The 15,484-nt window shown below is 70.6% G+C and carries 13 protein-coding genes and 1 pseudogene; 8 read left to right on the forward strand and 6 right to left on the reverse strand.

Going from position 1 to position 15,484, the window contains the following annotated elements; all coding sequences use genetic code 11:
• Positions 1–105 precede the first annotated feature (105 nt).
• The 3 genes from NQU54_RS49095 to NQU54_RS03875 are packed head-to-tail and all read left to right on the forward strand — an operon-like array spanning position 106 to position 2,175.
• The gene (locus NQU54_RS49095; protein ID WP_306278321.1) at positions 106–579 is read left to right on the forward strand and encodes an ATP-grasp domain-containing protein; all 474 of its coding nucleotides are present in this window, start codon (positions 106–108) and stop codon (positions 577–579) included.
• Positions 580–586: 7 nt separating this feature from the next.
• Entirely contained in the window at positions 587–1,297 is a 711-nt protein-coding gene (locus tag NQU54_RS49100) for an ATP-grasp domain-containing protein (RefSeq protein WP_306278322.1), read from the forward strand.
• A 20-nt stretch (positions 1,298–1,317) separates the two neighbouring features.
• The gene (locus NQU54_RS03875; RefSeq protein ID WP_257629758.1) at positions 1,318–2,175 is read left to right on the forward strand and encodes a class I SAM-dependent methyltransferase; all 858 of its coding nucleotides are present in this window, start codon (positions 1,318–1,320) and stop codon (positions 2,173–2,175) included.
• A gap of 110 nt (positions 2,176–2,285) precedes the next feature.
• Here NQU54_RS03875 and NQU54_RS03880 read toward each other — a convergent pair whose 3' ends face one another.
• Positions 2,286–2,456, reverse strand: a complete 171-nt coding sequence (locus tag NQU54_RS03880) for a CDGSH iron-sulfur domain-containing protein (RefSeq protein ID WP_208973310.1) — start codon at positions 2,454–2,456, stop codon at positions 2,286–2,288.
• A 37-nt stretch (positions 2,457–2,493) separates the two neighbouring features.
• Complete coding sequence (locus tag NQU54_RS03885; RefSeq protein ID WP_257629759.1) at positions 2,494–3,147, reverse strand: HemK2/MTQ2 family protein methyltransferase; 654 nt, start codon at positions 3,145–3,147, stop codon at positions 2,494–2,496.
• A gap of 292 nt (positions 3,148–3,439) precedes the next feature.
• On the opposite strand from NQU54_RS03885, the gene NQU54_RS03890 reads away from it, so the two are divergent.
• Together NQU54_RS03890 and NQU54_RS03895 are read left to right on the forward strand one after the other, a co-directional pair.
• Positions 3,440–4,720, forward strand: a complete 1,281-nt coding sequence (locus tag NQU54_RS03890) for a PP2C family protein-serine/threonine phosphatase (protein ID WP_308408463.1) — start codon at positions 3,440–3,442, stop codon at positions 4,718–4,720.
• A gap of 199 nt (positions 4,721–4,919) precedes the next feature.
• Complete coding sequence (locus NQU54_RS03895; protein ID WP_257629760.1) at positions 4,920–6,509, forward strand: FAD-dependent oxidoreductase; 1,590 nt, start codon at positions 4,920–4,922, stop codon at positions 6,507–6,509.
• A gap of 413 nt (positions 6,510–6,922) precedes the next feature.
• Here the strand turns inward: NQU54_RS03895 and NQU54_RS03905 are convergent, their stop codons facing one another.
• A complete protein-coding gene (locus tag NQU54_RS03905; protein ID WP_257629761.1) occupies positions 6,923–9,316 on the reverse strand; it encodes a SpoIIE family protein phosphatase in 2,394 nt (797 codons plus the stop codon).
• Between the two features lie 330 nt (positions 9,317–9,646).
• Here NQU54_RS03905 and NQU54_RS03910 point away from each other — a divergent pair.
• A pseudogene (locus NQU54_RS03910) lies at positions 9,647–9,850 on the forward strand (hydrolase); the annotation flags it as partial.
• 83 nt (positions 9,851–9,933) lie between these two features.
• Here the strand turns inward: NQU54_RS03910 and NQU54_RS03915 are convergent.
• From NQU54_RS03915 to NQU54_RS03925, 3 genes are all read right to left on the reverse strand, one after another.
• Positions 9,934–11,445 carry an aldehyde dehydrogenase family protein gene (locus tag NQU54_RS03915; protein WP_257629762.1) on the reverse strand — a complete coding sequence of 504 codons (1,512 nt, stop codon included), beginning with the start codon at positions 11,443–11,445 and terminating at the stop codon, positions 9,934–9,936.
• A gap of 109 nt (positions 11,446–11,554) precedes the next feature.
• Entirely contained in the window at positions 11,555–11,881 is a 327-nt protein-coding gene (locus tag NQU54_RS03920; protein ID WP_308408466.1) for a dihydrodipicolinate synthase family protein, read from the reverse strand.
• A gap of 195 nt (positions 11,882–12,076) precedes the next feature.
• Complete coding sequence (locus tag NQU54_RS03925) at positions 12,077–12,730, reverse strand: GntR family transcriptional regulator (RefSeq protein WP_147965088.1); 654 nt, start codon at positions 12,728–12,730, stop codon at positions 12,077–12,079.
• Positions 12,731–12,831: 101 nt separating this feature from the next.
• On the opposite strand from NQU54_RS03925, the gene glyA reads away from it, so the two are divergent.
• Together glyA and NQU54_RS03935 are read left to right on the forward strand one after the other, a co-directional pair.
• On the forward strand, positions 12,832–14,166 hold the full coding sequence (gene glyA, locus NQU54_RS03930) for a serine hydroxymethyltransferase (protein ID WP_257629763.1): 1,335 nt from the start codon (positions 12,832–12,834) through the stop codon (positions 14,164–14,166).
• Positions 14,163–15,461, forward strand: a complete 1,299-nt coding sequence (locus NQU54_RS03935; RefSeq protein ID WP_257629764.1) for a sarcosine oxidase subunit beta family protein — start codon at positions 14,163–14,165, stop codon at positions 15,459–15,461. The genes glyA and NQU54_RS03935 overlap by 4 nt, the downstream gene beginning before the upstream one ends.
• Positions 15,462–15,484: the final 23 nt, after the last annotated feature.

Below are 15,484 nucleotides of genomic sequence, written 5' to 3' on the forward strand. Positions count from 1 at the left end.
ATTCCTGTGGAAGGATGCCACCGTATTGGCGTCGGGTGGCGGTATGGCACATTACCGCTTCAAGGTTTTGGCCGACCGCAATCGGGGGATAAAAGAATGCCAACGATGATCCTCATCGGATACCGGGACGGGCTGGACGAGGCACTGGAGCGCCGGGGCCTGGATCCCTTCTATATCGTGCAGCCGCCGGTGCGCACACCGAAGGGCCGGGGCTTCAGGTGTGTCACGGACATGGAGAACGCCCAGGAAATCCTGCGAGCGGTGCTTTCCGCGCGCCTCGACGATATAGCGGGAGTGCTGACCGTTCATGAAATGGGCGTATTCGGGGCCGCCTATCTGCGGCAGCAGCTGAACCTTCCCGGCAATACGGATTCAAAGACCACTCTCCACTTCCGGGACAAGTGTCTACAGAAGAGCAAGCTGCCGCCTCACGTCAAGCGAGCGCGCTGCCGATACGTACCCAGGGGTACGTCGTTCACGGATCTCGCCGACGAGCTGGGGGGATGTCTTCGTGGTCAAGCCGGCCACCGGAGCCGGCGCTCTTCGTACGAACATCGTCCGGTCTCCGGAAGACCATGAACGAGCCTTGAAGCTGTTCACAGGGCTGTCGGATGTCGAGGTCGTCGCCGAGTCCTTCATAGACGCCTCGGAAGTCTATATGGACGGCATCTGGAAGAACGGCGAGCTGCAATGGTCATCCATGAGCCGCAACCATATTTCACCGCTGAGTGCCGTACAGGGCGGCGTCCTGGCCGCCCACATATTGGACAGAAGGCGGTATGAAGTGCTGTTCCAGCAGGCGGAGACGCTCGCCGGACAGGCACTCGCAAGCCTCGACGCCCCTGATTGCGTATTCCATCTGGAAGCGTTCACGGAAGACTCGGGACTCACCTTCGGCGAGTGCGCCATCCGTCTCCCGGGCGCCCTCTCCCCTCAGGTCAACAAGCTGACATTCGGCGTCGATCTCTTTGACGTCGAAATCAGCCTGGCGCTCGGGGAAGAGGTGCCCCGGCCACTGGACGGCGGTGCCCCCGAACGCTTCTATGGGTACATCCTTCTACGCCGTCCGAAAGTCGGCAATGTGACCCAGGAGGACTTCGAGCGCAACTTCCCAGAGCGCAACTTCCGTTTCGATGAGATCCAATATGCTTCGTCGCCCGACGCGCCGGTCGGTCCGTACGGCCGCGTGGGGCAGGCGATCGTATCCGACCCTGATGAGCTGAAGCTCCAGCGGACGATCGAGGAAATCGTACGGTTCAATGAAGCCGGCGGCGGATGCGGCCCCGTGAGGAATTGACCGCGACGAGAGGGACCAGCATGGCGGACGAGCAGACCAGCACACCGGACAGCACCGCCGTGCGAGTCGCCCTCTGGCGGACGATGCACGTCCAGGTCGACCCGCCGCCACATGTGCTCCAGGACGAGATCGGACTGCGGCTGGCGGCGCCCGACGACGACTGGCGCGGCCGCCCCGACATGGACCCGGACGCCACCCGTGGGTTCCGGGCGGCCGTGGTCGCCCGTGCACGTTTCATCGAGGACCTGGTCGCCGAGCAGGCCGACCGCGGCGTCACCCAGTACGTCATCCTGGGAGCCGGTATGGACACCTTCGCCCAGCGCAAGCCGGAGATCGCCTCCCGGCTGCGGCTCTTCGAGGTCGACCAGCCCGGCCCCCAGGCATGGAAGCGCCAGCGCCTGGTCGAACTCGGCTACGGCATCCCCGAGTGGCTGCACCTGGTGCCGGTCGACTTCGAGGCGAGCGAGTCCTGGCTGGAGCGGCTGACCGCCGCCGGATTCGACCCCGCCCGACCGGCGGTCATCGTCTCCACCGGGGTCACCATGTACCTCACCGAGGACGCCACCGCGGCCACCCTGCGCCAGATCGCGGGGCTCGCACCCGGCTCGACGCTCGCCATGACCTTCCTGCTGCCGGCCGAACTCCTCGACGACGCCGATCGCCCCGGACTCCGAAAGAGCAAGGAAGGCGCGCAAGCGGCCGGAACACCGTTCATCAGCTTCTACACCCCGCAGGACATGCTGGCGCTGGCCCGCGAAGCGGGCTTCAAGGACGTCCGCCATGTGTCCGGCGCTTCGCACGCCGAGCGCTACTTCGCCGGTCGCGCCGATGGCCTCCGTCCGTCGAGCGGGGAAGACCTGTTGCTGGCCACCACCTGACCCCGGTCGCGCCGAGGCCGAGCGTGCCTCGGCCGACCCGGGTCCCGGGCCTCGCGTACCGGGTCCCGATACGCCGTACCGCCGTTCTGCTACGCCATGCCGCGCTTCTTCTACGCCGAGCCCGATCCGCGCCGTGACCTCGGTGGTACGCGGCGGTGGCTGGTGTCGCACCACGGGTAGCGGGCGCTGCGGCCGCACTGGCACACGGCCACCATGAAGCGGTCGGAGCGGACCACGCCGCCATCGGGGAGGGTGATCTCGACCGGTCCCTCGATCAGCATCGGGCCGACGGTTCCCAGCCGCACCCTCACCGCGCGATCATGTTCGTCGTTCGGCACGGATCACCACCAGCTCTTCCTTCGTCTCGCCCGGGGCGATCAGCCCATGGGACTCCAGCCACGGCGTCTGCCCGCGCAGCACCGGCCCGAAGGGGATCGTGCGACGGTCGGTCACCGCCGCCCGCAGCCCGGCCCCCGTCAACTGCTCCACCGTACGATCCGCGCCGCACAGCCCCGAATGGACCAGGAGCAGCGCACCGCCGGGGCGCAGCAGCGGTGGCGCGTCGCGGCAGATCCGATCGAGCAGCGCCCGCCCGTCGGCACCGGCCTGCCAGGCCACACCGCGGCCCCGCCGGAGCCGTCGCTCCGCCATCGGCACATAGGGCGGGTTGGTGACGATGAGATCGAACCTGCGGTCGGCGACCGGTGTCAGCAGATCGCCCTGGAGGACACGCACCGGGAGCCCTTTGAGACGGGCCCGCAGCCAGGTGGCGCCCACGGCGAGCGGTGAGACATCGACGGCGGTCACCTGGGCCGCACCTCGCCCGGCCGCGGCGAGGGCCAGGGCCCCGCTGCCCGTCCCCACGTCGAGAACCGCCGTATCGGCCCCGATGTTCTCCCGCAGCAGGGCGTCGGCCAGCAGCCATGTGTCGTCCTGCGGCGCGTACACACCTGGAGGGGTCTTGAACACCATCAGTGGCGAGTACCCGCGAGGGGCCGTTGTGCGCGTGTGCGATGTGGTGCGAGCACCGGACGTGGTCCGAGGAACGTCATAGGCGCCTTCGGCGCTACAGTGCTGCAACGTCGACGTAGACGCCTATCACCGCTGGGTCGGTGCGGCGCCCGCCCACAAATCTTGACAAGGTTCGCCGCCGCGCTCACGGGCGCCTTCCGTGATGTGCGCGGATCCGCACGAATCATCACAGCGGCCATGGGCACCCGGCGGTGCCGGGGCCTTCACGGCCGGGACACGGCAAGATGAAAGGGTGAAGGAGCGCAAAGCCGACACGACGCGGATGGAGCGGCTGGCTCTGCTGACAGAGGCGTGGGCCGCGCTGGCCAGCACGCTGGACCTGTCCGAGGGATTGCGGCGGGTGTGCCGGATCCTGACCAGGCGGCTGGGCGACTGGTGCGTGGTGGACCTGCTCCGCGAGCCGGGCCGTCTGGACCGTGTGAGCGTCGTGCACCGTACCCCCGAGGTGCTGCCTCCGGGAAGATACGAAGGCCGGCTCCCGCCGGTGCCGGAGGACGCCGTGGGCCCGCTGCCACGGGTGCTGCGGGGCGCCGGGCCGCTGCTGCTCACCGACATTCCCCCGCCGAGCCAGGCCATCGACCCGCTCCACGCCCGCCAGCTGGAGCTGTTCCATCAATTGGAGGCGCGTAGCGCGATCGTCTCCCCGTTGCGGGCCCGCCGGGAGGTTCTCGGCGCCCTGACCGTCTCCCGCACCGATCCGTGCCATCCGTTCACGGAAGAAGACGTCCCCCTGGTCGAAGACCTGGTCCGTGGCCTGGCGATCCAGGTGGACAACGCACGGCTCCATCAGGAGACCCAGCACATCGCCGAACGTTTCCAGCGCGCCCTGCTGCCCGCGCTCCCGGAGATCGGCCACCTCCAGATGGCCGCCCGCTACGCTCCCTCGCGCACCACCGCACAGGTCGGCGGCGACTGGTACGACTGCTTCGTCCTCCCCGAGGGCGACACCGTGCTGGTGATCGGGGACGTCACCGGCCATGACCTGCAAGCGGCCGTCGCGATGAGCGCCCTGCGCCATATGCTGCGCGGTATCGCCGTCGACCGTCAGGAGCCCCCGGGTGACGTTCTGCGCCGACTGGACATGGCCAATCACACGCTGTACCAGAACGCCACAGCCACCTGCATCTACGCCCTGATCAAGGGAGAGGAGCAAGGCCCCTGGTGGTTGGAGCACGCTTCGGCCGGACACCTGCCGCCCCTGCTGACCACCCGCGAGGGCGACACCCGGTATCTCGAAGGCGGCGGAGGGGGGCTCCTGCTCGGCATGCACCCCGAGTTGCCGCGTCCGACCGGCCGCGATCCGCTACCGGCCCACTCCACCCTGTTGCTGTTCACCGACGGCTTGATCGAGCGCCATGGAGAATCCCTCTCCCACGGCCAGACCCGGCTCCGCCAGCACACCGCGGCGCTGGCCCGCGCGCCCCTCGACGTCTTCTGCGACGAGCTGGTCGGCGGACTGGTCACCGACGGCACCGATGACATCGCCCTCCTCGCCCTGCGCCCCATCCCTTAGCCCTGCCCCGCTGCGAGCGGCAGGCCGGTGCCGCCCCGGCGCTCGTAGCGGGACAGGGCGGAACCGGTCGGCCGGTGGTGGAAGCCGGTGACTCGACGGCCGCCACGCCGCCTCCCGCCCTTCAGCGCGGTAGCCGATCGGTATCGGGGCACTCGGGAGGGGATCGCGGCCGGGAAGCGGATCGGGAGAGGAGCCGACGATGACGAGTCTTCCCACCGGGTACGCGCCCTCGTCGTACTGGATGTCATCAGCGCCGGGAGCCTCCTACCCGGCCCTGGAGCCGGGCTGGGAGGGCACCGCTCCCGATGTCGAGGTCGCCGTGGTGGGCGGGGGCATCGCGGGCATCTGCACGGCTTGGGAGCTGGCGCGCGCCGGACGCCGGGTGGCGCTGGTGGAGGCGGACCGGCTGGCCGCCGGGGCCACCGGCCACACCACGGCCAAGCTCTCGGCCCTCCAAGGGCTCGCGTACCAGGACATCCGGGCGGCGCGGGGTGAGGAGGCGGCCCGGCGCTACGCCCGCTCGCAGACCGATGCCATCGACCGGGTACGGGAGGTGACCGCCGAGCTGGGGATCGACTGCGATCTGGAGGAGGCGCCCGCCGCCACCTACGCCGAGGGAGAGGAGGCCCTGGCGAAGGTGCGGGCCGAGGCAGGGGCCGCCGCGGAGGCTGGGCTGGACGCCGCGTTCACCACCGCCACCGATCTGCCCTTCCCCGTCGCGGGGGCGGTCGAGGTGGCGGGCCAGGCGCAGTTCCACCCCCGGAAGTACCTGCTGGCGCTGGTGGCGGACCTGATCGCGCGGGGAGGTCTGGTCTTCGAGGGCTCGCGGGTGGTGAGCCTCGCCGAAGGCCATCCGTGTCGTCTCACCACCGACCGCGGAGCGCGATTGCGCGCCCGGGACGTGGTGGTCGCCACGGCCTACCCGGTCTTCGACCGGGCCCTGCTCTTCCCCCGGCTGGAAGTGCGGCGTGAGCTGGTCGTCGCCGCGGTGCTCCCCTCCGACCGCGCCCCGCGCGGTATGTACCTCACGCCCGAGGACGGCACCCGCTCGGTGCGCACCGCGCCGTACGGGCAGGGGCAGCGGTTGCTCATCGTCACCGGGGAGAAGTTCACCCCCGGCGTCGGTGATGTCGAGCGGCGCTATGAGCGGCTGATGGGCTGGACGCGGGACCGCTTCCCCGACGCCGAACCCGCCTTCCGCTGGGCGGCACAGGACAACTGGACCACCGACCACGTGCCCTATGTGGGCCCGCTGCACCCCGCCTCCCGCCACGCCTTCGTGGCCACGGGGTTCGCCGGGTGGGGCATGACCGGTGGCGTACTCGCCGGCAGGCTGCTGGCCGCGCGACTCACCGGACGGCCCCTGCCCTGGGAGGGCCTGTACGATCCGCGACGGCTGAATCCGGTGCGCGAGGCGCCCGCGCTGCTGCGCGTCCAGGCCACGGCCGCGCGCCACTTCATCGGCGACCGGCTGTCCGGCGACGGCGCCGACGCGGAACGGGACATCCCGCCCGGCGGCGGGGCGGTCGTCCGCCTCGGTGGACGACAGCGGGCCGTCCACCGTGACGAGAAGGGCCGGTTGCGTTCGCTGTCCGCCCGCTGCACCCATCTGGGCTGCCTGGTGCGGTTCAACGACGCCGAGCGGACCTGGGAGTGCCCCTGCCACGGCTCACGGTTCGCCGTCGACGGCAGTGTCCTCCAGGGACCGGCGGTACGCCCGCTGAAGCGGATCGAGGACCACGAACGCCCGGCGCGCGAGACCGAGCACGGCGGAGAAGCCACGGAGTGACCTGCGAAGACATCGCTGGGCCGCATCGCGCGATGCGTCCTGGGCGACGAACGTCCCAGCCCCCGGGCACGGGCCACACGTCCGCTCGGAGCCGGTCCGGGAGGGAGCGGCTCAGCGGCGCCGACGGGATTCCGCTTCGGCCGCCGAAGGCGAAAGTCGAAGTGCAGGGTCGTCGCGTCATGGATCTGCACGACGAACGATGGCTGATGACCTCGGTGTCCACCACGGCTCGTGCCGCCCTTCGGCTCCGCTGACTTCCCGACGTCCCGCCTGCGCCGGTATTCGGCAAGGGCATCGCTGGTCGGCATGGTGTGCTCCTTCCGACGCGTGGCACGCCGGGCAGGTACCCGCCCGGCCACGGGATCGGCGACCGGCGGACCTTCCCGGTCACAGCACTGGGCGCGGAGGCTATGTCATCCGCAATCCGGTTGTGAGTGGAGCAGGAGCAGGGCGATGTCATCGCTGCGGGGATCGGTGTGCGGGTCGTGGTGGATGAGGGTGTCGGCGAGGGTGGCCATGGGCTGGCCCTGGGCCTGTGCGAGCTGGTCGGCGAGGTTGGCGGTCGCGTCGTCGAGGTCGACGTCGGGACTTTCGACGAGGCCGTCGGTGTAGAGGGCCAGCACGGCGCCGGGCGGCAGGGGGATCTCGGTGGCCGGGTAGTCGGCGTCGGGATCGATGCCCAGCAGGAGGCCGGGTGGCAGATGGAGGACCTCGGTGTGCCCGTCGGGATGGCGCAGGAGTGGGGGCAGATGACCGGCGGTGGCCAGGTGGGCAAGGTGGTGTGCCAGGTCGATATGGGCGTAGAGGCAGCTGGTGAACAGCCCGGGGTCGAGGTCGGTGAGCAGGCGGTTGGTGCGGGCCAGGACTTCGCCGGGAGGCGCGCCGGCGGTGGCGTGGACGGCGGTGCGGACCTGTCCCATGAGGACGGCGGCGTTCACACTGTGGCCTTGGACGTCGCCGATGGCCGCGGCGACGGTGGTGGCGTCGCAGCGGATGAGGTCGTAGAAGTCCCCGCCGATGTCCATGCCGCAAGCCGTGGGCAGATAGCGGGCCGCCACCTCCAGTCCGGGCACGGTGGGGAGGGTGGCGGGGAGCAGGCCGCTCTGCAAACCACGGGCGAGCTGGTGCTCGGCGTCGTAGAGGCGGGCGCGATCGAGGGCCTGGGCGATCAGTCCGGCGAGAGAGGTCAGAACGGCGCGTTCGTCGGGGGTGAAGTCGTGGGGCTGGTCGTAGGAGACCACGCAGCAGCCGACCGGTCGGCTGGAGGCCAGCAGCGGCAGGAAGGCCCAGGCCGCTCTCTTGGTCAGCCGTGGGATCTCGGGGGCGAGCTGTGCCATCTCGCGGCGGGAGGCGAAAAAGAGGGGTACTCCCATGGTCACCGCGCGCACGGTAGGGGCCGACTCGTCCCGGAAGGGAGGGAGGTCGAGGGCGCTGATGACCTTGGCCGGGTAGCCACGGTGGCCGACGACACGCAACCGGTCGCCCTCGGCGACGGACAGGACGAAGCCCTGGGCGCCGAAGGCCGGCAGGACCAGGTCGGCGGTCAGCTCGACCACGTCCCGCACGCTGACGGCCTTGGTGAGCGCACCGGCCACATGCATCAGGTCGTACAGCGTGCCGGCCCGCGCCGGTGTGGCGGTGTCCGCTCCGCGCCCCGGCCCCGGGTGGTCCACCGGGGTGGTGCGCTCGGTGGGGGAAACGCGCACGCTGACGCCGGAGGCGTCCGGACGGAGCTGGAAGGACAGCCACCGGTCCGGTGGGCGCAGGGCGGTGAAGGACGTGGGTCGGCGGCCGAGCACCGCGGCCCGGTAGCGGTCTTCGAAGACCGGGTCGTCCAGCCATGGCAGTGCCTCCCACAGCGGTGCACCGAGCAGCTCCGGGACGCCGCCACCGACCAGGTCGGCGGCGGTGGCGCTGATGAAGGCGATCCGGCCCTCCGCGTCCAGCACACAACAGCCCTCCGCGGGGCGGTCGCCGAAGTCCACCGCGGTCCGCGCGCCGGTCCGGGCCCGCGGTGGGGCCGCCATGTGCGGCTCCTCGGGTGATATCGGGTGTCCGTCCTCGGCGGCATGCTGGAGGAACGCACCCGTACGGTCGCAGGTGGAGCGGATCACCGCGCGCTCCTGCGCGCTCAGGTGCGATGGGCGCGGTTCGGGCCACAGCAGCACCAGTCCGCCCCGAACAGTGGTACCGGAGGTGACCGGTGCGGCGGCCAGCGCCACGGGGTAGGGCAATACCAGCGCTGCCCTCGGGTAGCGGCGCACCAGCGCCGCCTGGCTGGCGAGCCACACCAGGCGCCGTTCACGCAACGCGTCCGCCACCGGACCCGAAGCCGGAAGCAGCAGCCGTTCCCACAGTGCGGTGATCTTCGGCGGCACCCCGGTCATGGTGGCCAGCCGCAGCACCTGCCCGCACGGCGACAGCAGGTACACCATGCCCGCGGACGCACCTGTTTCCCGTACCGCCTGACGCAGGAACGTATCCAGGAACTCCGTACCGGAGCAGACAGCGGACGTGGCGTCACCGCGCGGCCCCCGCTCCTCCCCCGAGAGATCCCGCACATGCCCGAAGCGGCGCCTGGCCGCCTCGCCACTGGTCCCCAGGGCTGCGCCGATCCGTGCCCAGCCGGCTCCGGCCTGCCGATCGGCGAGCACCGCGTACCGCACCAACCGCTCGGCCAGCCCGGGGACCTCCGCCACCGCGTCACAGTGACAGCCCACCGCGGCCTCCCGCTCCGGGGCCGGATCACCCGTCTGCCGCGCCACCGCCTGAACTCGGGCCAGCAGGTCCACACCCGCGAGCACCATCGCCTGCCGCGTCTGGGCCGCCGCCGACCATCGATGCCGCGCCCGCCAGGCCGCCTGTCGGTGAGCCGGGCTGCAATAACGCCGGTTGCGGCCGGCCTGATCCGGGAGCGATGCATCGCACCATTGGCACCGAACATCACCCATATAGATACATTACGCCCGCATGGGGTGACGGCAGCGGGCCCGGATCCCGTCCGCTGAATACGGTCCCACCGCCAGCGCCCCCAGGCGCGGTGCGTTTCACACAGCTCCCCGCAGAGCCGGTACGGCATACCACGCCACGCGTCGACATGGCCGAACGGGAGCGAACGCCCACCGACAGCGTTGCGCGGCAAGCTGCTGGCCGGCGAGATCGTCGGCCCGCCGTCGCCGGCACAGATGCAACGCACCGTCCCGGTCGTCTCCCAAGAGGGAAAGACGATCGACTACGGCCTCGGCCTGCACCCGACGGAAGCCACCGGTCAAGGCACCTTCTGGGGCCACGGTGGCACGGTCTGGGGTGCTGGAGCGCTGGCCATGACCCGTGCCGACGGCGTGTTCACCGCGACGGCCATCACACGAACGGACTCGGCAGGAGGCCGTTGACGGTCGCTCCGCACCTCCGCGCGAGTACGGGGTCAGCGCCCGTGGTTGTGCATGACGTGCTTGGTGCGCGAGTAGTCGTCCAGCGCGTAGATCGACAGGTCGCGGCCGTAACCGGACCCCTTGAAACCGCCCCAGGGGACCTCACCGGCCAGCACGAGGTGGGAGTTGACCCAGACGGTGCCGAAGTCGAGGCGGGCGGCGATGTCGTGGCCGCGGCGGGCGTTCTCGGTCCACACCGATGCCGAGAGACCGAGTGGGACGTCGTTGGCGCGCCGTACCGCTTCCTCCTCGTCGGCGAAGGTCTCGACCGTGATCACCGGGCCGAAGATCTCCTCGCGGGCGACTTCGGCCCCTTCGGGGACGTCGGTCAGCACGGTCGGGGCGATGAAGTAGCCGGGCCCGTCGAGGGCCACGCCTCCCGTCGCCACCTGGACGCCCTCCTCCTTCGCGCGCTCCAAGTACCCGCTGACACGGTCGAAGTGTGCTTTCGAGACCATGGGGCCGACCTCGACATCCTCGCCGGCCAGTGGCTCACCGACGAGCAACTCCCCCGCCTCGCGGACGAGTCGCTCGATGAATCGCCCGGCGACGGATTCGTGGACGAGGACGCGGCAGGCCGCCCCGCACTCCTGGCCCGAGTTCCAGAAGCCCGCGACGCGCAGGGACGACGCGGCTGCCGCGAGGTCGGCGTCCCGGAAAATCACGACGGGGGCCTTGCCGCCGAGTTCGAGGTGCACCCGCTTGAGGCTGTCGGCGGCGGCCCGGGCGACGGCGCGACCGCTGCCGACCGAACCGGTCAGGGCGATCATGTTCACGTCCGGGTGTTCGGCGAGCCGGGTCCCGACGACGCCGCCGTAGCCGTTCACCACGTTCACCACACCGCGCGGCAGGAGACCGGCGACGAGCTCGGCGAACTTCAAAGTGGTCAGCGGGGTCTGCTCGGACGGCTTGAGAACCACGGTGTTGCCCGCGGCGAGGATGGGTGCGATCTTCCAGACCGCCATGAGCAGCGGGTAGTTCCACGGGGTGACCACACCGGTCACGCCGAGCGGTTCCCGCAGGATGAGCGACAGATGGTTCTCGACGTAGTCGCCGGCGGCCATGGAGGTGGTCGCGCGCACCGCACCGGCCATGAAGCGGAAGGTGTCGACGGCCATGTCGACGTCGTCCCGCGAGACCGCGAGCGGCTTGCCGGTGTTCGCCGACTCCAGCCTGCTCAGAAGCCGGCTGTGCTCGGCCACCCGATCGGCGATGGCGTGCAGTAGCTCGGAGCGCTCCTTGGGGACCCGCCGGGCCCACCCGGCCTTGGCCGCCACAGCGGCGCCGACCGCGCGGTCGATGTCCTCGGCGGTGCCCTCGGGAATCCGGGCGATGACGTTTTCCGTGCACGGGTCGACCACGTCGATGACGGGCCCGGTCGATCCCTCGACGAAGGCCCCGTCGATGAAGTGCCCAGCCGGGGGAAGGTCGGCTTCGGTGATCAGAGCCGATGCGTCGGCTGCGCGTCGTGCGGTGGCCGTGGTGAGGCCGGTGGCAGTGGTCATGAGCAGTGGCTCCTTGGGTGTGGTCGTGTGATGGCCGGCCAGTCGGCACCGCGGCCGATGCCGTGGCGAACACGGTGCGGACGTCGTGTTCGCCGAGGAATCGCATGGCTCAGCGTGCGGCCGACAGCCGCGGCACCTCCTCGACCAGGGCGGAGATCCTGGCGGTGGTGGCGGCGTCGAGGCCGAGGAGCGGCGCACGGGGCTCTCCGACGGGGAACCCGGCCGCGGTCAGGGCGGCCTTGACCGCCGGAATGAACGGGGCGGCCATGATGGCGTCCATCAGCGGGTAGATCCGCGCCCATTCGGCTCGCGCGCGGTCGAGGTCGCCGTCGCGCAACGCGCGGTGGATCGAGACGAGTAACGAGGACGGGGCCGTCCACGACGCGTTGTGCGACGCGGACGGGAACGAGGCGGCCCGTCTGTGGCGGGTGAAGATCGAGCGCTGCGTCCGCTACATGATCGCCCAGCTCCCCGAGGACGACGTCGCCCCGTACCTGTGGACCACTTTGGCGGGCCGGCCCCGCATGCGCCCGGGGGGGGAACCCCGGGGCGCGGCACCCTGACACGGCGGACTCACCGGCCGCACGGCGAAGGGCACCGGCGAGCACGCCCCCTTCGACCGGGTCGTGGGTCAGATGACGCCGCGGATCGCCGCCTCGAACCCTTCCACGTGTCCGGCGGCGAGAGTGGCGGCCTTCTCCGCATCGCCGTCGATGACGGCGCGCAGCAGAGGCCCGTGCTCGTGCACATGGCCCGCCAGGCCCGGCAGCCGGTCGAGGAACAGGCACCAGATCCGCGTGGCCAGGTTGTCGTACCTGATCAGGGTGTCCTCGAGGTAGGGATTCCGGGTCGCGGCGTAGATGGCGCGGTGCACGGCCATATCGAGCCGGATCAGTTCCGTGCCGCCCCCGGACACCTTCGCCAGCCGCACCAGCAACCGCTCGAGGTCACCGCGATCGGCTCGGCCGGCGCGTCGGGCGGCCAAGCCCGCGGCGAGGGGCTCGAGTTGCTCACGGACTTCCGAGATGTGTCCGAGATCGGCGATCTGCACCTCGGTGGCGAAGGTTCCGCGCCGCGGGTAGGCGACGATGAGGCGCTCGTGCTCCAGCCGCTTGAGTGCCTCACGGACCGGAGTGCGCCCGAAGCCGAGTTCGGCGGCGATCCGCTCATCGTTGATCGGCTCTCCGGGGCGGATCCGGAGGGTCACAAGACGGTCCGAGATGGAGCGATAGGCCTGATCGGCCAGGGTTCCATCGCCCTGACCGGCGACGGTCGACGCGGTCACCCGAAACCCCTCTCTTGACGCGAGCCGAAGCGTGCTCTTAGCGTATCGCAACAGCAGGTTGATATATCAGTTGCCTTTTAGTTGCTCCTCAGGGAGTTCTCATGACTGCCCACACCCCCGCCCAGCGAGCCGCCCACCCCTCGGTTCTCGACGCCCAGCTCGCGGAGTTCGACCCGGAGATCGCCACGGCGATCGACGCGGAGCTGGCCCGGCAGCGCGGCACCCTGGAGATGATCGCGAGCGAGAACTTCGCACCGCTCGCGGTCATGCAGGCCCAGGGCTCGGTCCTGACCAACAAGTACGCCGAGGGCTACCCGGGCCGCCGCTACTACGGCGGCTGCGAGCACATCGACACCATCGAGCAGATCGCCATCGACCGCATCAAGCGACTGTTCGGAGCCGAGGCCGCCAATGTGCAGCCCCACTCGGGCGCGCAGGCCAACGCGGCGGTCATGGCCGCCCTGCTGAAGCCCGGCGACACGATTCTCGGGCTGGACCTGGCCCACGGCGGCCACCTCACCCACGGCATGCGGCTCAACTTCTCCGGGCGCCTGTACCAGGTGGCGGCCTATCAGGTCGGCGAACGCGACCACCGCGTCGACATGGAGCAGGTCCGCGCACTCGCCCACGAGCACCGGCCGAAGCTGATCGTGGCCGGCTGGTCGGCCTACCCCCGCCACCTGGACTTCGCGGAGTTCCGCCGCATAGCGGACGAGGTGGGCGCCTACCTGATGGTCGACATGGCCCACTTCGCGGGGCTGGTCGCTGCCGGACTGCACCCCTCCCCCGTGCCGCACGCTCACGTCGTGACCACCACCACCCACAAGACGCTGGGCGGCCCCCGCGGCGGTGTGATCCTCTCCACCGCCGAGCTGGCCAAGAAGATCAACTCCTCGGTCTTCCCGGGCCAGCAGGGCGGTCCCCTCGAACACGTCATCGCGGCGAAGGCCGTCGCCTTCAAGATGGCCGCCCAGCCCGAGTTCGCGGACCGCCAGCGCCGCACCCTGGAGGGGGCGGCGATCCTGGCCGAGCGGCTGCTGGCCGGGGACACGAAGGCGGCCGGGGTCAGCGTGCTGACCGGAGGCACCGATGTGCACCTGGTCCTGGTGGACCTGCGCGATTCCGAGTTGGACGGCAAGCAGGCCGAGGACCGGCTGCATCAGGTCGGCATCACCGTCAACCGCAACGCCGTCCCCTTCGACCCCCGCCCGCCCATGGTCAGCTCCGGTGTCCGGATCGGCACCCCCGCCCTGGCGGCCCGCGGCTTCGGGGCGGAGGAGTTCACGGAGGTCGCCGACATCGTGGCCACGGCGTTCCTGCCCGGCTTCGACGACCAGGTCGCCGCCGCGCTCCGCCGACGCGTCCAGGTCCTGACCGACCGCTTCCCGCTCTACCCCGTCGATCCGCGGCTCGTGGCCCAGGAGGCTGCCCGATGACGCTCCCACGCGACAACGCTCCCGCCCGCCCGTCTCCCGCCACCACCCTCAATCGAGCTCCGCACCCCGACGCCGGGCCCGGCGACGCCCTGCCCGATCACCCCGACTTCCTGTGGCGCAACCCCGAACCGAAGCGGTCGTACGACGTCGTGATCGTGGGCGGCGGCGGGCACGGCCTGGCCACCGCCTACTACCTGGCCAAGAACCACGGCATCACCAATGTCGCCGTCCTGGAGAAGGGCTGGCTCGCGGGCGGCAACATGGCCCGCAACACCACCATCATCCGCTCCAACTACCTGTGGGACGAGAGCTCGGGCATCTACGAGCACTCGCTGAAACTGTGGGAGACCCTGGAAGAGGATCTCGACTACCCGATCCTCTTCAGCCAGCGCGGCGTGCTCAACCTCGCCCACAGCCTTCAGGACATCCGCGACAGCAAGCGCCGCGTCCACGCCAACCAGCTCAACGGCATCGACGCCGAGTGGCTGGAGCCGGACGAGGTCGCCAAGGTCTGTCCCATCGTCAACGTCTCCCCCGATGTGCGCTATCCGGTGCTCGGCGCCACCTACCAGCCGCGCGCGGGCATCGCCAAGCACGACTATGTGGCGTGGGGCTTCGCCCGCAGGGCCGATGTCTACGGCATCGATCTGATCCAGGACTGCGAGGTCACCGGCCTCGACATCCAGGGCGGCCGCATACGAGGCGTGCGGACCACGCGGGGCCCCATCGCCGCAGGAAAGGTCGCGCTCGCGGGCGCCGGGCACTCCTCCGTGCTGGCTTCCATGGCGGGCCTGCGGCTGCCGCTCCAGAGCCATCCGCTTCAGGCCCTGGTCTCGGAGCTCCTCGAACCGGTGCACCCGACCGTGGTGATGTCGAACGCCGTGCATGTGTACGTCTCCCAGGCCCACAAGGGCGAGCTCGTCATGGGCGCCGGCATCGACAGCTACAACGGCTACGGACAGCGCGGCGCGTTCCATATCCTGGAGCGCCAGATGGCCGCCGCCCTGGAGCTCTTCCCCGTCTTCGCACGCGCCCACATGCTGCGCACCTGGGCCGGCATCGTCGACGTCACCCCGGACGCCTCCCCCATCGTCGGCCTGACCCCCGTCGAGGACCTCTACCTCAACTGCGGCTGGGGCACCGGCGGTTTCAAGGCCACACCGGGCGTCGGCTGGTGTTACGCGCACACCATCGCCACCGGCCAACCCCACCCCTACAACGCGCCCTTCACGCTCGACCGCTTCACCACCGGCGCCCTGGTCGACGAACACGGCGCGGCCGCGGTCGCCCACTGACCACCGTTCCAGCGAGGAGATCG

It is taken from the genome of Streptomyces malaysiensis subsp. samsunensis (genome assembly GCF_024519315.1).
Classification (GTDB): Bacteria; Actinomycetota; Actinomycetes; order Streptomycetales; family Streptomycetaceae; genus Streptomyces; species Streptomyces malaysiensis.

What these genes read in the sequence shown, in the direction of transcription:
- NQU54_RS03905 (WP_257629761.1), bottom strand. Translation starts at nt 9,316, where the DNA reads ATGGTGCTCGCGGGTGTGGACCTGCTGGCCCGAGTTCAGGCGGTGGCG.
- NQU54_RS03880 (WP_208973310.1), bottom strand. Translation starts at nt 2,456, where the DNA reads ATGCTGATCGAGGGACCGGTCGAGATCACCCTCCCCGATGGCGGCGTG.
- NQU54_RS03885 (WP_257629759.1), bottom strand. Translation starts at nt 3,147, where the DNA reads ATGGTGTTCAAGACCCCTCCAGGTGTGTACGCGCCGCAGGACGACACA.
- glyA (WP_257629763.1), top strand. Translation starts at nt 12,832, where the DNA reads ATGACTGCCCACACCCCCGCCCAGCGAGCCGCCCACCCCTCGGTTCTC.
- NQU54_RS03895 (WP_257629760.1), top strand. Translation starts at nt 4,920, where the DNA reads ATGACGAGTCTTCCCACCGGGTACGCGCCCTCGTCGTACTGGATGTCA.
- NQU54_RS03935 (WP_257629764.1), top strand. Translation starts at nt 14,163, where the DNA reads ATGACGCTCCCACGCGACAACGCTCCCGCCCGCCCGTCTCCCGCCACC.
- NQU54_RS03915 (WP_257629762.1), bottom strand. Translation starts at nt 11,445, where the DNA reads ATGACCACTGCCACCGGCCTCACCACGGCCACCGCACGACGCGCAGCC.
- NQU54_RS03875 (WP_257629758.1), top strand. Translation starts at nt 1,318, where the DNA reads ATGGCGGACGAGCAGACCAGCACACCGGACAGCACCGCCGTGCGAGTC.
- NQU54_RS49095 (WP_306278321.1), top strand. Translation starts at nt 106, where the DNA reads ATGATCCTCATCGGATACCGGGACGGGCTGGACGAGGCACTGGAGCGC.